We start from the raw sequence: 15,159 nt of genomic DNA on the forward strand, positions 1-15,159 counted from the left end.
AGATTACGAGTTCTCTACTCAAACTCCGAGTTTCTAAGCTGTAACTTTCAACCTTTTAAGCAAAATTGCCGATAGATTTTCTGCACTATTGATGCTTACGGCTGCACTTTTCCAGATTTACAGATGAAATTGCGCCTCGATCAATTTTTAGTTTCTACCTTTGAAAGAGTTTAGCCATTCTTGAACTTGCTCTCTTGCAATATCGCGCCCTCCAAGACCAAAAGCTAGGGCAATAGCAACTGCGATCGCACCTAGTAAAAGTCCAAAGGCTAAATTCACAATATCACTGGCAACTCCAATCTGTTGCAGTGCCATTGCAGAAACTAAGGCAATAATTGCAATCCGCGCCACTTGTCCCAAAATCTGGGCTTGGCGATCGCCTGAACTGGTAATGATGTTAAAAGCCAAATTTGCCAGGAATAAGCCAATGGCAAAGATTACCAATCCGGCCAAAATCCGCCCGAATATAATCACAATCCCAGACACTAATGCTGTCAGGGCTGGAATATTCAAGATATTCACCGCCGCCACTGTAGCAAACAGCATGATCCCCACTAAAGCAACAATGCCTACAACTTCTGATGGAGTGCGGGTTGGAATCGGTGGGGTTGCTGATTCTGTGGAAATGACGATTCGTCGGCCGGGTGTAGTCAGACCCAAAATAGTGAAAATGTTATTAAACCCTAAATTGGTGAGAATACTTGTAACCAAGTCCGCGATAAACCGCCCAATAAAATAGGCAACAATCAAAATTGCTGCGGCTGTAAAGATGGCAGGTAAGGCGTTGAGAATCTGTTGCAGCATAGCGATCGCCGGGACAGATATCGCATCAATTCGCAAGGCATTCAGCGCTGCGATCGCTACAGGAATCAAAATCAAAACATAGACAATTGTGCCGATAATACTCGATAGAGGTTGTACCCCTGCACTTGTAGATAATCCCAAGCGACTACCTAAATGGTCAAGACCAGTTGTCGCCAGCAAGTTTGTCACAATCCGCCGTACTACATTAGCGATGAACCAGCCAACTACAGCAATCAAGATCGCCGCTAAAATGTTCGGCAGAATTAGCAGAACTTCTGTAATTAGAGCTTGTACTGGTTGTAGAGCCTGCTGTAGTCCGAGAGTATCCAAAATTGGAGCGAGAAACAGTAAAAATATAAACCAATACAGAGCGTTGCCAATCGTCTCACTTAGAGACAGCTGATTGAGGCTGGGTGCTCTGTCTTCTGGTTCTGGATTCAAACGCTCATCCAGGTTAAATGCCTGTAATGAGCGCACAGTGATAATCTTCACAATCGTCGCCAAAAACCAGGCTGCTACCAAAATGATTCCTGCACCAACCAACTTTGGCAAAAAGCCAATAAGTTGATTGAGAAAATTATTCAGGGGTCGAGAGGCTATCTCCAGATCCAATGTCTGTAAAACAGCAACCGCCGTTAACAGGATAATGCTCCAAAAAACTAAACTGGAGATTAATTTCTCCACTTGGGGAACATCTTGACGACCCGTTATCCCAGCAGCAATGCGGTTATCTATGTTTGTGCGCTTGAGGATTCCTCGCGTCACTGCTGCTGCGATCGCTGCAATCAGCCAACCTACTAGTAAGATTGCTACTGCCCCTAGAAGACGAGGCGTAAATAGAATCAACTGTTGAACAATACCTTGCACATCAGCGATTCCTTGATTCACTGCTGGTTGTATTGGTTGCAGGCTGGGCGATGATTGTGCCAAAAATTGCTGCACCTTTGTGGATAAACCAACTCCATAGGCGTAGCCCGTCGTAGACATCACCTGGGTTATTTCTTGCCAAGTTGTGTTCATGGTTTTCGGGAATTATGCTTAAGTATTCGCCGCAAACACTGAGTCAGTGTTTTGCCTATCAATTTACCAGTAAAAACATACATATTTACTCATATTTGATTTAATATACGAGCATTGGGCATTGGGCATTGGAGAAAGACTTACTGCAACTTCTCCTCTGCTCCCCTGCTCCTCTGCTCCTCTGCTCCTCATCTCCCACTTTGCTGAATTTTGCGTTACTCTAATTGCAGCAACAGCACTCAAGATGTGGAATGTCCCAAGTTTTGGAACAATCGATTCAAATTAATGCTACAGCTACAGTGGTGGAGCGCTGTATTAGCGATTTAGCTCTTATGCACCGTTGGCTCAACCCCGTTCTTCGTTGCGAACCTGTAGGCGAAGCTTGGAGTACCGATGTCGGCAGTAAAAGTCGTTTTATTATTCAAATTCCTCTACTAAAACCCACCTTGAATAGCGTAGTTGTAGAACGACAACCGGGTTTGGTAGTCTGGGAATTTCAGGGGTTTTTTCAAGGGCGCGATCGCTGGGAATGTCAGCCAACAGAAAAGGGAACGCTTTTACTCAACCGCTTTGAGTACGATATCCCTAACCCCTTAATTAGTTGGGGCTTCAACACTTTTGCTGCATCTTGGACAAAAGAAGATATGCAAGCCCAACTCCGCCGCCTCAAACGAGTTGCAGAAGAACAAAATTAGTCATTTGTCATTTGTCATTTGTCATTTGTCATTGGCTTACTAAAATTTTCCCAGTTCCTAGTCTTTATTCCCTACTTGTTTTTACCCAATTCGGTAAGTAGCCGCCGAATCACAGATGCATCCTCGGCATCGGGAACTTTTGCTAAATAATTTTGTAAGTCGTCTATGGCTTGGGGGTAGTAACCGAGTTGATAGTAGATCAAACCGCGATCGCGCAATTCTAAGGTTAAACCAGGAAACAACAACAAAATTCGTTCGACTGCTGCCAGCGTTTTTTCTAACTCTTGCTGTTTGAGGTAAATAAATTTTAAATTTGTCAACATCCGGGCCAAAAATTGCCGATTACTAACTACAGCCAAAAATTCTGGTTGTAGCGTCACAGGTTGCTGATAAAGTTGAGATAGGCGTTCTTCGCAATCTTGGGTAAATATTATTTCACCACCATCGAAAGCATCCACAAAAATCTCTATATCAGGAATATCTGGGCGGATCAGGAAATGTCCTGGCATACCTATACCGACCATCGGAAAATCAATACGTCGAGCAACTTCCAGGTAAACCAGCGCTAAGGTAATGGGAATCCCTAATCGGCGATCGATTACATCATTGATAAAGCTGTTACGGGGATCGTAATAGTTAATTTTATTACCAGAAAATTTTAAATCATCGTAGAGATACTGATTAATAGTTTGAACTATTCGCAAAGGATAACGTGAATTAGGCAGGCGTTCTTGAAGCTCCCATGCCATTGTATCAAGGGCGTTGAGATATTCCTCTGGGTCTAACTTGGGATATTCTTCTTGTGCAATGTACAAAGCTGCCTTTGCTAGGTCAATTTGCTCGTCAGACTGCTGAATCTCCTGGTAAAAATATTGTCGTGCTGACGAGAAGTTCATAGGCTATTGCTCGGTGTAAGTGTGAGGATGAAGCCGCAGGTACGCCCAATTCAAGCATCGCGGCTTGGCTAAAAACTGTTTTTGTATCTATCTTTCTTTATCTTATGGATATTCAGAAGTTTTGGAAATGTAGTTTATGGATAGCTTTATATATCTATTACTAACTAACTTTTAGTAAATGCTGCCTTGGTGATGTATTTTATGGGCTGTAACCACGCAAAATATATGACGTAATACAAATATGCATTATTTTAAGACCAAAGTTTAGATATCAAAATATCTGCTTTTTGCCTGCAAGTGTAAATATTTAGGGAAGTTAGAATAACAGTATGTTTTGATACAGTATAGGAAAATTAGGGCGATCGCATTTGAAAAATGAAATTAAGATAAACTTGAGCGTATTCTGTCAATCTGGTCAGGATCGGGACTACAACCCCAACCACCAAACTCCTTTTTAAGGAATTACTAAGAGAGTTATGTCCCCGTCCGATGCTAGAGTGAAAGGTGACATTTCTTATTCTTATGTCTTCTCCGACCTTATTTGAAATCTAGCTTCACTCATTAGGCGCAGCATGGTAACAACCGCAGAAAAAACAAACATTGGTTACATTACCCAAATCATTGGCCCAGTTGTAGACGTTAAATTTCCCGGCGGGAAATTGCCACAAATCTACAACGCCTTGAAAATCGTTGGCACCAACGAAGCTGGACAGGAAATCAACATCACCGTTGAAGTACAGCAACTGCTGGGCGACAACCAGGTGCGGACTGTTGCGATGAGTTCCACCGAAGGCTTAGTGCGCGGTTTTGAGGTGTCCGATACAGGCGCTCCCATCAACGTACCAGTTGGGAAAGCCACTTTGGGTCGGATTTTCAACGTCCTTGGCGAACCTGTGGACAACAGAGGCCCTGTAAATGCTGAGGCAAGTTTACCCATCCACCGCTCTGCTCCCAAATTCACTGACCTGGAAACAAAGCCTTCCGTGTTTGAGACTGGGATTAAAGTTGTTGACCTTCTGACTCCCTATCGACGCGGCGGTAAGATTGGTCTATTCGGCGGTGCTGGTGTTGGTAAAACCGTGATCATGATGGAGTTGATCAACAACATCGCTACTCAGCATGGTGGAGTATCCGTTTTTGCTGGGGTGGGTGAACGCACCCGTGAAGGTAATGACCTCTACAATGAAATGATTGAATCTGGGGTTATCAACAAAGACAACCTCAACGAATCCAAAATTGCTCTAGTTTACGGTCAAATGAACGAGCCACCCGGAGCTAGAATGCGGGTTGGTCTTTCAGGATTGACAGTAGCAGAATACTTCCGCGATGTGAACAAGCAGGATGTGCTGTTGTTTATTGACAACATCTTCCGGTTTGTACAAGCAGGTTCGGAAGTATCGGCGTTACTCGGTCGGATGCCGTCAGCGGTGGGATATCAGCCCACATTGGGAACCGATGTAGGTGAACTGCAAGAGCGGATTACCTCGACTACCGAGGGTTCGATTACCTCCATCCAAGCAGTGTACGTACCAGCGGATGACCTCACCGACCCCGCACCTGCTACCACCTTCGCCCACTTAGACGGTACAACAGTACTATCTCGTGGTTTGGCTGCTAAGGGAATTTATCCCGCAGTTGACCCCCTTGGCTCAACTTCCACCATGCTTCAGCCCAATATTGTCGGTGACGAACACTACAATACGGCGCGGGCGGTGCAATCAACTCTGCAACGTTATAAAGAACTCCAAGACATTATCGCCATTCTCGGTCTAGATGAATTGTCTGAAGAAGACCGTCTCATCGTAGCGCGGGCCCGGAAAGTTGAGCGTTTCTTGTCTCAGCCGTTCTTTGTAGCAGAAGTATTCACCGGTTCTCCTGGTAAGTATGTGAAGTTGGAAGATACCATCAAAGGGTTCCAAAAAATTCTGTCTGGTGAGTTAGATGCTCTGCCAGAACAGGCTTTCTACTTGGTTGGCGATATTAACGAAGCGATCGCCAAAGCTGACAAAATCAAAGGTTAGTCATTAGTCATTGGTCATTGGTCATTGGTCACTGGTCATTAGTCATTGGTCATTAGTCATTAGTTCAAGGCTAATGACTAATGGCAATTACAAATGACAAAGCGCAAAGTCTGAGCGCCGACTTCCGGCGTTGGCGCAGCCCGCCGTAGGCATCAGAACTTTGTAAGAGAGGACAAAAGACAAAAGACAAAGGACAAAAGACAAAGGACAAAGGACAAAAGACAAATGACATTAACCGTTCGTGTAATTTCCCCAGATAAAACAGTCTGGGATGCCCCGGCTGAAGAAGTAGTTTTGCCTAGCACCACTGGTCAACTAGGTATCCTCACTGGACACGCACCGCTTTTGACCGCCCTGGACACTGGTGTAATGCGAGTTCGCGCTGCTAAAAATCAGAATTGGGAAGCGATCGCCCTTTTGGGTGGCTTTGCCGAAGTCGAAGAAAATGAAGTGACAATTCTGGTTAACGGCGCTGAACGTGGCGACAAAATTAACCTTGATGAAGCCCGTACTGCTTACAACCAAGCAGAAGCTCGTCTAAGTCAAGTGTCAGCAGACGATCGCCAAGCCCAAATCCAGGCAAATCAAGCCTTCAAACGCGCCCGCGCTCGGTTTCAAGCGGCTGGCGGTTCGGTCTAATTTAACTTTCTATTTCAACTTTGTAGGTTGGACATTACCCAACCTACAAATTATTTATGAAGAAGAACTCAGGAGTCAGGAGCGGAGCCGGAGACGTTTCCGTTAGCTCTGGTCAGAAATCAGTATTAATTCTGTATGGATGCTAAAAGTTTCTCCGTAAATGGATAGAGTATTCTGAATCCTTGTTTATTAAATTTTAAAAAAATTACGTCAAGTTTAAGAAATCGAGGCAAGCCTTGGTGAAGTGTTAACTTAGCTAATTAGTTGCCCAGATGGGCACAGATTATGAAAAGCCTTTCATCTTTGCTTGGTACTCGTAAACAAAATAAGGTAGCTCGTTTTGCAGCATCGATCGTAGCAACCTTAGCGATGGCTTCGCCAACGTCTTTGACGATCGCTGAAAGTATTCACTCTGCCAATGCCACGCCTGTAAAAACAACTACTGCATCAGTCCAGCTAAATCAGACCAAACCAAATATTGCTCAGTTACAAATTAGCAGGACTCAATATCAAGCTGCTGGAATTAATCCTGTTGTAGTGGTTCCAATTCTACTTGTGGGCGGTTTAGTTATATTTGTACCCTTATTCTTTGGCGGACTTGTAGTAATTGGCGAACGTGAAGTCGGTATTGTAGTTAGAAAATTTACCCTTTCCGGGCGCGGACTCCCTGCCGGCAGTTTGATTGCCCTCAACGGCGAAGCTGGCTTGCAGGCAGATACTTTAGCTCCTGGTTGGCATTGGGGTTATTGGCCTTGGCAGTATTCTGTAAAAAAAGAGCCAGTGGTTGTCGTCCCCCAAGGAGAAATCGCTTTGATTGTGGCAGCAGATGGTCAACCCAACCCACCAGAGCGGATTTTGGGTAAAATTGTCAGTTGCGACAACTTCCAAGATGCTCGAAAATTCCTCACCGAAGGCGGTGAAAAAGGGCGGCAAATGGGTTTTCTCACCGCAGGTACGTACCGGATCAATACCGCTCTGTTTAAAGTGATCGTGGCAGCAAATGCCAGCGCTCATGGCATGGCTCCAGAACAGTTGCGAGTGTACAGTCTGGCATCGGACAAAGTTGGCATCGTTACTACCTTAGATGGTGTGCCAATTTCTGCCGGCGAACTTGCAGGCCCCATAATTGAGGGACACGACAACTTCCAAAATGGTCAGAAATTTATTAATGGCGGTGGGCGGCGGGGCTTACAAGAGCAAACCTTGCTTTCTGGTTCTTGGAACTTAAACCCTTGGTTTGTCCAGGTTGAACAAGTGCCGATGACGGAAATTCCCATTGGGTATGTGGGTGTGGTAATTTCTTTTGTGGGTAAGGCACATCAAGATGTCAGTGGTGCAGCTTTCACCCACGGTAACTTGGTGAATCCTGGACATAAGGGCGTGTGGGTCGAACCGCTATATCCTGGTAAGCACCCGATTAATTCTCGGATCATGAAGATGGAACTAGTGCCAACGACCAACATTGTATTAAATTGGTCAGATCGCACCGAACGCCATAGCTATGATGCTCAACTGGCTTCCTTGACAGTGCGATCGCGTGATGGGTTTGCCTTTGATTTGGAAGTAGCGCAAATTATCCATGTGGGTGCTTTAGATGCTCCGAAGGTAATTTCTCGCGTTGGTGCAATGCAAAATCTGGTAGACCATGTATTAGAACCAACTATCGGTAATTATTTCCGCAACTCAGCTCAAGACTATACTGTACTAGACTTTCTCACCGCTCGGAGTGAGCGACAAGCTGAGGCTGCTGAGTATATTAAAACAGCATTGCGGGCTTATGACGTGCAAGCGATCGACACGCTCATTGGTGATATTCAGCCACCAGCGTCATTAATGCAGACACAGACAGACCGGAAAATTGCTGAAGAAGAACGTAAGACTTATGAAGTCCAGCAGATGGCTCAAACCCAACGGCAGCAGCTTGTCCGAGAAACGGCACTGGCTAATATCCAGCAAGAAATGGTGAAATCAGAGCAGAGTGTGCATATTGCTGAACTAAAAGCTCAAGCCCAAATCAAAGAGGCGAACGGTGAAGCTGAGGGGACAAAACTCCGGGCAATTGCTGAGGCTGAAGGTATACGGGCCACAGGTAACGCCAAAGCTGAAACCTACCGCGCTGGTGTGGAAGCCTTGGGGCCACAAGGTTATACAGCAATGCAACTAATGCAAATTATCGGCGATCGCAATGTCCGCTTGATTCCAGATGTCTTAGTTGGCAGTAATGGCAGCAATAACGGCTTAGTGGATGGGCTACTATCCATGATTTTATGGAATCAAACTGGTAAAGGTGAATTGACACCAACACCTTTGCATCCACAACCAGTAACCAAAGCACAACCAACCCCAGAAAACGGTCATCCACCTATAGTTGTGAATTTTCCTGTAGATAAGTAATATCAGGAAGATCAGGTAGGGGCATAACATTGTTGTGCCCTTACAAAAAACAACGATAGTATCTTATTGTGGGCAAAATGCCCACCTTGTAGGTAAATTTTGCTTTTACAAGAACGTTATCGTTTAGTTAAGTTGATTGGTAAAGGGGGATTCTGTAAAACCTTCCTCGCTGTAGATGAGGGTGAGTTTCCTCCAATTCCTTGCGTCGTTCAAGAATTATCGCAAGAATACGAGACTTCTATTACTTTTGGGCAAAAGGCGCAACAACTAGAAAAATTAGGGAAGCATCCCCAAATTCCCGCATTACTAAATTATTTTCAGCAAGATGGGCATTTCTATTTAGTGCAAGAGTTTATTGTAGGCACTAATTTAGCTCAGGTGGTTGAAGAAGAAGGCGCTTTTAATGAAACTCAGATTTGGCAACTTTTAGAAGATGTGTTGCCAGTTTTTCAGTTGATGAGCGATCGCCACATCATCCACCGCGATATTAAACCCCAAAATATCATCCGTAGATCCTCAATTACCAAGAAGGGAGATTTCGTCATAGTCGATTTTACCACTGCGAAAATCGTCACAGAAATCGATCGGCTAACATCTGAAACCAGTATCGGTAATCCAGAATACGCTGCACCAGAGCAAGTGAAGGGAAAAGCGGTTTTTGCTAGTGATTTATATAGCTTGGGTGTAACTTGTATTTACTTACTTACCCAAATTCCTCCCTTTGATTTATATGATATTGCTAACGATTGCTGGGTTTGGCAACAATATCTTACTACTAAGGTAAGCGATATCTGGCGACAAGACTCAAAGAGTCTACGCTTGGCGCAAATCCTCGACAAGTTGCTACAAAATGCTGTTAACCGCCGCTTTCAATCAGCTGATGAAGTTATGCAAGCAATGGGTATGGAATGTAAAAGTCAAAATTTTAAATTACCAAATCCTCCTTGGCGATGCTTACATACCTTAACTGAGCATTCTGGGACATTTAGTAGTGTGAATGCCCTTGCCATTAGTCCTGACGGTTACACTTTAGCCAGCGCTAGTGATGACAAAAACATCAAATTGTGGGATTTAAATACTAAAAAAGTCCTAGCTAGCTTGTCAGGACATTCCCAAGCTGTAAAATCAGTTACCTTCAGTCCTAATGGTCAAATTCTGGCAACTGCTAGCAATGATAAAACTATCAAATTGTGGCACGTTGAAACACTAAAAGAAATCTGCACCCTCTGGGGACACGCACAGGCTGTAAAATCAGTTGCTTTCAGTCCAGATGGGCAGATTCTCGCTAGTGGTAGCTGGGATAAGACAATCAAACTCTGGGATGTCAATACTGGTAGAGAAATTTGCACCATAGCTGGACACCAATTAAAGATAAATTCAGTAGCATTTAGTCCCCAAGGACAGCTTTTAGCCAGCGCTAGTTATGACAGAACAATTCGCCTGTGGCAATTGAGAGCATTTGGAGGCTTTGAGGAAAAATTTGAAAACCGCCCATGCTATAGCTTGTTAGGCACCCTTTCGGGTCATGCATGGGCGGTTTTGACAGTCGCTTTTAGTCCTGATGGTCAAATTTTGGCGACGGGTAGTGATGATAACACTATTAAGTTGTGGGAGGTAAACACTGGTCGGCTAATTTGCACACTTGTAGGCCATTCTTGGTCTGTGGTGGCTGTGGCTTTTACTGCCGATGGCGAAACACTCCTAAGTGCAAGTTGCGACAAAACAGTTAAACTTTGGAGGGTAAGCACAGCAGAAGAGATTGTTACTCTCTCTGGTCATGTAGACTCAGTATCTGCTGTTGCTGTGAGCAAAGTTACACAATTAATTGCAAGCGGCAGCCGGGACAAGACTATCAAACTGTGGCAGCTTGTAGAACAGGACAATAGCTAATTTTGTAATATCAAGCGCTACCTGTAAAGGCAACTTCTGGAAATTTCAACTGAGCTTCTGCCATTGGACGGTTTCTGCCTTCCTCTTGCCAGTAGTTAATCACTTCTGTTGCTTTGTTAAGCAACTCAACACGATCTAGATCGGTAATCCAATGTTTGGACTCTAATTCCTTTTTTAACTCTTCCCAGGCATCATTTCTGGGCCAAAAAAAGTACTTAGTCAAGGGACTGGTGCCTTTGCCTACAACTTGGTCGACTGCGAGAGCAACGTTCTCGTCTAACCACAAAATTTTCAAAATAAACTTGGTCAATCACACCTCCGGGAATTTCCGGGCATTATTTAACAAGGATAGCGATCGCTTATTTTAACGCAATACCCTATCAAATGACCAAACTGTAATTAGATTGGGCTAGCATAAGGTATAGTCGGCGCTAACTAAAAAGGCTTATGACTGCCCAACTGCCCCAATCTCAAACAACATCTGGTTCAGATTTGTATGAGCAAGACTTTTACCTGTGGATTCAAACCACGGCAGAACTGCTCAAACAAGGTCGGCTCACAGAACTGGATTTAGAGAATTTGATTGAAGAAATTGAAACGATGGGCAGGAGTGAAAAGAAAGCACTCAGAAGCAATTTGGAAGTGGTGCTGATGCATCTATTGAAGTACAAATATCAAGCCGAGAAGCGCTCTGGTAGTTGGCGAGCAACAATTCGTGAGCATCGCAAACGCCTCAGACAAGCTCTAGAAGAAAGTCCTAGCCTTAAACCCTATTTTGATGAAGTTTTCGGGCTGTGTTATGACGATGCTAGACTCTTGGCTGCTGATGAAACGGAATTGCATTTGGCTACCTTCCCGGAACCCTCTCCCTTCACGCCAGAGCAAGCCCTTAACCCCGATTTTTTACCTGAGCCATAATCACACCCTGATTTAGAAGATTTTGCTGTTAATTTTGAATTCGGAGCGAAGCGACGTGACTGCCCAATTGCCCCAATCTCAAACAACATCTGGTTCAGATTTATATGAGCAAGACTTTTATTTGTGGATTCAAACCACAGCAGAACTGCTCAAACAAGGTCGGCTCACAGAACTGGATTTAGAGAATTTAATTGAAGAAATTGAAACGATGGGCAGAAGTGAAAAGCGGTCATTGGAGAGCAATCTGGAAGTCTTGCTGATGCATTTGCTCAAATATCAAATTCAAACTGAAAGACGGTCAAAAAGTTGGCAGTACACAATTCTGGAACACCGCAGGCGAGTCCAAAAGGCACTTCAGGAAAGTCCGAGTTTGAAACCTTACTTTGAGCAAGTTTTCGATGAAAGCTATCAGACCGCTAGACGACTGGCTGTGATTGAAACTGGATTAGCGATCGCTATCTTCCCCGAACAATCTCCTTTCACGCCAGAGCAAGCCCTCGACCCCAATTTTTTACCTGAGTTATGATCTCACGTTTTATGATGATTTAAAACTCTTTTGCTTCCTACCCCATGACCCCACAAACTTCTACAAAGGCGATCGCTATTTTCGATATTGATGGCGTTGTACGCGATGTTAGCGGTTCCTATCGTCGTGCGATCGCAGATACCGTAGAATATTTTACTACCCAAGCATATCTTCCAACCCCACTAGATATTGACCAACTGAAGTCTGAAGGCGTGTGGAACAACGATTGGGAAGCATCGCAGGAATTAATTTACCGTTATTTTGAAAGCCAAGGACAGAGCCGCGAACAACTGCAATTAGATTACAGTGCGATCGTTGCTTTTTTTCAATCGCGTTACCGCGGCTCAGATCCAAACAATTTTACAGGGTATATCTGTAATGAACCTTTATTATTACAACCTAGCTATTTAGAACAACTTACCCAAGCTGGTATTGCTTGGGGATTTTTTAGCGGTGCAACTCGTGCTTCTGCGAACTATGTATTAGAAAAACGCCTGGGTTTGGAATCTCCGGTGTTGATTGCGATGGAAGATGCACCAGGTAAACCAGACCCTACGGGGCTTTTCGCTACAGTTCGTGAATTAGATAATGGAATTGAGCAAAAATTAGCGATCGTGTATGTGGGAGATACGGTAGCAGATATGTATACCGTCGAGAAAGCGCGGGGTCTAGATTCTTCTCATACTTGGATTGGTGTAGGAGTTTTACCTCCCCACGTACAGGAAACAGCAGCGCGTAGTCATGCTTATGGTGAGACACTAATAGCAGCAGGAGCAGCAGTAGTTTTGCGTAATGTCCAAGAATTGACTCCAAGGCAGATTCAAGAATTGGTGAGTTCATCTGCTTGATCTGTGGTCTAAGATTAATCAAGCTAGGGGTGCATGAATAACTGGCTGATAACAATCTTGCTTTAATCATTGGGAGATTAATAAAAATGTCTGCACTTAAACTTCCTAACGGCCCTCAAACTCACCCTTGGGTACAAACGTATCAGTGGCTGACTAATCCCTTAGAATACATGGAAGACTGTGCTAAAAGCTATGGTGATATCTTCACTCTCCGAATTGGCCCAGTTTTTACGCCTCAAGTATTCATTAGCAATCCTCAAGCGATTCAGCAGATTTTTACGACAGATCCCAAACAGTTAGATTCTGGTGCAGCAGCAGGTTCAGGAACGCCTTTATTGGGGCCAAATTCTCTACTATCCTTAGAAGGAAAACCTCACCAGCGCCAGCGTAAACTGCTGACACCTCCTCTACATGGGGAAAGAATGCAGGCTTATGGTGATTTAATCTGTGAAATCACCAAGCAAGTAACTAGCCACTGGCCAGTCGGGGAAAGCTTTACAGTCTTGTCGTCCATGCAAGAAATCTCCTTTCAGGTGATTTTGAAGGCTGTATTTGGTCTAAAGGACGGACTTCGTTATGAAAAACTCAAAGAAACACTGATTGCTATCCTGAATCCAAAAAGACCTGTTGTACGGGCAATAATGCTGTTTTTCCCATTATTACGACAAGATTTCGGGCCTCGCAGTCCTTGGGGAAGTTATCTACGTTTGCGGCAGGAAATGGACGATCTCATCTATGCTGAAATTCAAGAAAGGCGATCGCTTGCTGACCAGTCTCGAAGTGATATTCTGTCTTTAATGATGGCGGCTCGTGATGAAGCAGGTGAGCCGATGACAGACATAGAATTACGTGATGAATTAATGACTTTGTTGATTGCAGGTCATGAAACTACCGCTAGTTCCTTAGCATGGGCACTGTATTGGATTCATCATCAACCTGAAGTCCGTGAAAAACTGGTGCAAGAATTGGATAGCCTGGGTGAGAAAAAAGACCCGAACGCCATTTTCCGATTACCCTATTTGAATGCAGTTTGTTCGGAAACAATGCGCCTGTATCCGGTGGCGATGTTGGGATTAAATCGATTGGTTAAATCACCTCTAGAAATTGCAGGCTACAAATTTGACTCTGGGACTATATTAGTTCCTTGTATTTATTTGAGCCATCATCGAGAAGATTTATACCCCAATTCCAAGCAGTTTAGGCCAGATCGTTTTCTAGAAAGACAATTTACTCCAGCTGAATTTTTGCCCTTTGGTGGCGGGAATCGTCGCTGTATTGGCATGGCATTTGCCCTGTTTGAAATGAAACTGGTATTGGCAACTATACTATCTGATTGGCAAATGAAACTAGCTGATACAAAGCCAGTACTGCCAGTTCGCAAAAGCTTCCTGTTAGCACCAGGCGGTGGTGTACCAATGGTGGTAACTGGAAAGCGTCAGCAAAATCAGCGAGTTCTTGAGAGTAACTTAGTGTAAAAAGTCTCAGAATCAGGTGGGAGCGATCGCTTCGCATCCCTTTTGATTTACTTGCTAATTACTGGATTTTCAAGAATTTATCCAAAGCTGTAACTAGGCTGGGAGGCCAACGGCGGATATTTTTTACCCAGTCAATATCTTTATAGCGGCTATCAAGTCCATAAGCTGCTACCCAGTTGCTTTCAGCTTCACCTTGTTCTCCGTTTACCCAATATGCAGCTGTGAGGGCGGCACGCACATCAGCAAATTTGGAGTATTTACGGGCGATATTTCGCATTTCACGGATTGCTTGCTTTTTTTGACCTGTTTCATAAAGAGCGAGGGCATAGTTAGCACGGGCAAAGGCAAAATTTGGGGCTATCTCATTAGATTTTTTGTAATCTGCGATCGCCGAATCCCATTTTCCTAAACCTGTTTTGGCATTTCCGCGATTGTTATACGCCATCGCATCATTAGGATCGAGTTCTAAGACATGATTATAATCTGCGATCGCATCTGACCATTTTCCCATCCCTTCCAACGCCGCGCCCCGATTTAAATATGGATCGGTGACATTTGGTGCTAGTTCTATGGCTTTGTTATAATCTGCCAGCGCCTCTTGCAATTTATTCTGACTCACCCGCGAATTTCCCCGGTTACTCCACGCCCCTGCATTAGTGGGAAATTGCTCAATAATCTTTGTCCAGTAAGTTTCAGCTGTAGCAAAATCACCTTGATTCGTCGCTATAAACGCTTGATTGGCCCACTCATCGCCTTGTTTTAACTGTTCTTCAGTAATAGGCGCTTGAGATTGTGCCATGACTGGCGCACCCCAGCCAAACAGAATTAACAAACTGAGAAAAATACTAATCAACTTAATCATCTAGGTTTACCTGTTTATCTTGAAGATGGGGAGTGGGGAGTGGGGAATGGAGTTCAAAGACTCGTCGTCGAGTATTAAAGACTCATTAACGGAGTTCAAAGACTCATTCACGAGTATCAAAGACTCGTCGTCGAGTATTAAAGACTCATTAACGGAGTTCAAAGACTCATT

General features: G+C 44.2%; 13 protein-coding genes. 9 read left to right on the plus strand and 4 right to left on the minus strand.

Annotated features, from left to right (window positions below; genetic code table 11):
- Positions 1–147: 147 nt before the first annotated feature.
- The gene (locus tag RMX89_RS15420) at positions 148–1,824 is read right to left on the minus strand and encodes a mechanosensitive ion channel (protein WP_322670027.1); all 1,677 of its coding nucleotides are present in this window, start codon (positions 1,822–1,824) and stop codon (positions 148–150) included.
- A 251-nt stretch (positions 1,825–2,075) separates the two neighbouring features.
- On the opposite strand from RMX89_RS15420, the gene RMX89_RS15425 reads away from it, so the two are divergent.
- The gene (locus tag RMX89_RS15425; RefSeq protein ID WP_322689514.1) at positions 2,076–2,519 is read left to right on the plus strand and encodes an SRPBCC family protein; all 444 of its coding nucleotides are present in this window, start codon (positions 2,076–2,078) and stop codon (positions 2,517–2,519) included.
- A 71-nt stretch (positions 2,520–2,590) separates the two neighbouring features.
- On the opposite strand, the gene RMX89_RS15430 is transcribed toward RMX89_RS15425, so the two are convergent.
- Positions 2,591–3,415 (minus strand): SirB1 family protein, encoded by an 825-nt coding sequence (locus tag RMX89_RS15430; RefSeq protein WP_322689515.1) that lies wholly within the window; start codon positions 3,413–3,415, stop codon positions 2,591–2,593.
- A 572-nt stretch (positions 3,416–3,987) separates the two neighbouring features.
- On the opposite strand from RMX89_RS15430, the gene atpD reads away from it, so the two are divergent.
- From atpD to RMX89_RS15450, 4 genes are all read left to right on the plus strand, one after another.
- Positions 3,988–5,436 (plus strand): F0F1 ATP synthase subunit beta, encoded by a 1,449-nt coding sequence (gene atpD / locus RMX89_RS15435; RefSeq protein ID WP_322682394.1) that lies wholly within the window; start codon positions 3,988–3,990, stop codon positions 5,434–5,436.
- Between the two features lie 225 nt (positions 5,437–5,661).
- Positions 5,662–6,075: an ATP synthase F1 subunit epsilon gene (atpC, locus tag RMX89_RS15440; RefSeq protein WP_322670031.1), complete on the plus strand. Its 414-nt coding sequence runs from the start codon at positions 5,662–5,664 to the stop codon at positions 6,073–6,075.
- A 285-nt stretch (positions 6,076–6,360) separates the two neighbouring features.
- Positions 6,361–8,469 (plus strand): flotillin family protein, encoded by a 2,109-nt coding sequence (locus RMX89_RS15445; RefSeq protein ID WP_322689516.1) that lies wholly within the window; start codon positions 6,361–6,363, stop codon positions 8,467–8,469.
- Positions 8,470–8,568: 99 nt separating this feature from the next.
- Positions 8,569–10,359: a serine/threonine-protein kinase gene (locus RMX89_RS15450; protein ID WP_322689517.1), complete on the plus strand. Its 1,791-nt coding sequence runs from the start codon at positions 8,569–8,571 to the stop codon at positions 10,357–10,359.
- A 10-nt stretch (positions 10,360–10,369) separates the two neighbouring features.
- Here RMX89_RS15450 and RMX89_RS15455 read toward each other — a convergent pair whose 3' ends face one another.
- The gene (locus RMX89_RS15455; RefSeq protein WP_094333099.1) at positions 10,370–10,669 is read right to left on the minus strand and encodes a 30S ribosomal protein PSRP-3; all 300 of its coding nucleotides are present in this window, start codon (positions 10,667–10,669) and stop codon (positions 10,370–10,372) included.
- A 137-nt stretch (positions 10,670–10,806) separates the two neighbouring features.
- Here RMX89_RS15455 and RMX89_RS15460 point away from each other — a divergent pair, with 137 nt between their 5' ends.
- From RMX89_RS15460 to RMX89_RS15475, 4 genes are all read left to right on the plus strand, one after another.
- Complete coding sequence (locus tag RMX89_RS15460) at positions 10,807–11,277, plus strand: DUF29 domain-containing protein (protein WP_322689518.1); 471 nt, start codon at positions 10,807–10,809, stop codon at positions 11,275–11,277.
- A gap of 55 nt (positions 11,278–11,332) precedes the next feature.
- Positions 11,333–11,803: a DUF29 domain-containing protein gene (locus RMX89_RS15465; protein ID WP_322689519.1), complete on the plus strand. Its 471-nt coding sequence runs from the start codon at positions 11,333–11,335 to the stop codon at positions 11,801–11,803.
- Positions 11,804–11,847: 44 nt separating this feature from the next.
- On the plus strand, positions 11,848–12,651 hold the full coding sequence (locus RMX89_RS15470; protein ID WP_322689520.1) for a TIGR01548 family HAD-type hydrolase: 804 nt from the start codon (positions 11,848–11,850) through the stop codon (positions 12,649–12,651).
- A gap of 86 nt (positions 12,652–12,737) precedes the next feature.
- Positions 12,738–14,126, plus strand: a complete 1,389-nt coding sequence (locus tag RMX89_RS15475) for a cytochrome P450 (RefSeq protein WP_322689521.1) — start codon at positions 12,738–12,740, stop codon at positions 14,124–14,126.
- Between the two features lie 58 nt (positions 14,127–14,184).
- Here the strand turns inward: RMX89_RS15475 and RMX89_RS15480 are convergent, their stop codons facing one another.
- Complete coding sequence (locus tag RMX89_RS15480) at positions 14,185–14,988, minus strand: tetratricopeptide repeat protein (protein WP_322689522.1); 804 nt, start codon at positions 14,986–14,988, stop codon at positions 14,185–14,187.
- Positions 14,989–15,159 lie beyond the last annotated feature (171 nt).

This window comes from Nostoc sp. DedSLP04, from assembly GCF_034530775.1.
In the GTDB taxonomy this organism is placed as follows: domain Bacteria; phylum Cyanobacteriota; class Cyanobacteriia; order Cyanobacteriales; family Nostocaceae; genus Nostoc.

Excerpts from the sequence above, each read along its gene's own strand:
- RMX89_RS15470 (WP_322689520.1), top strand. The coding sequence starts at position 11,848 with ATGACCCCACAAACTTCTACAAAGGCGATCGCTATTTTCGATATTGAT.
- RMX89_RS15425 (WP_322689514.1), top strand. The coding sequence starts at position 2,076 with ATGTCCCAAGTTTTGGAACAATCGATTCAAATTAATGCTACAGCTACA.
- RMX89_RS15475 (WP_322689521.1), top strand. The coding sequence starts at position 12,738 with ATGTCTGCACTTAAACTTCCTAACGGCCCTCAAACTCACCCTTGGGTA.
- atpC (WP_322670031.1), top strand. The coding sequence starts at position 5,662 with ATGACATTAACCGTTCGTGTAATTTCCCCAGATAAAACAGTCTGGGAT.
- RMX89_RS15445 (WP_322689516.1), top strand. The coding sequence starts at position 6,361 with ATGAAAAGCCTTTCATCTTTGCTTGGTACTCGTAAACAAAATAAGGTA.
- RMX89_RS15420 (WP_322670027.1), bottom strand. The coding sequence starts at position 1,824 with ATGAACACAACTTGGCAAGAAATAACCCAGGTGATGTCTACGACGGGC.
- RMX89_RS15430 (WP_322689515.1), bottom strand. The coding sequence starts at position 3,415 with ATGAACTTCTCGTCAGCACGACAATATTTTTACCAGGAGATTCAGCAG.
- atpD (WP_322682394.1), top strand. The coding sequence starts at position 3,988 with ATGGTAACAACCGCAGAAAAAACAAACATTGGTTACATTACCCAAATC.
- RMX89_RS15480 (WP_322689522.1), bottom strand. The coding sequence starts at position 14,988 with ATGATTAAGTTGATTAGTATTTTTCTCAGTTTGTTAATTCTGTTTGGC.
- RMX89_RS15460 (WP_322689518.1), top strand. The coding sequence starts at position 10,807 with ATGACTGCCCAACTGCCCCAATCTCAAACAACATCTGGTTCAGATTTG.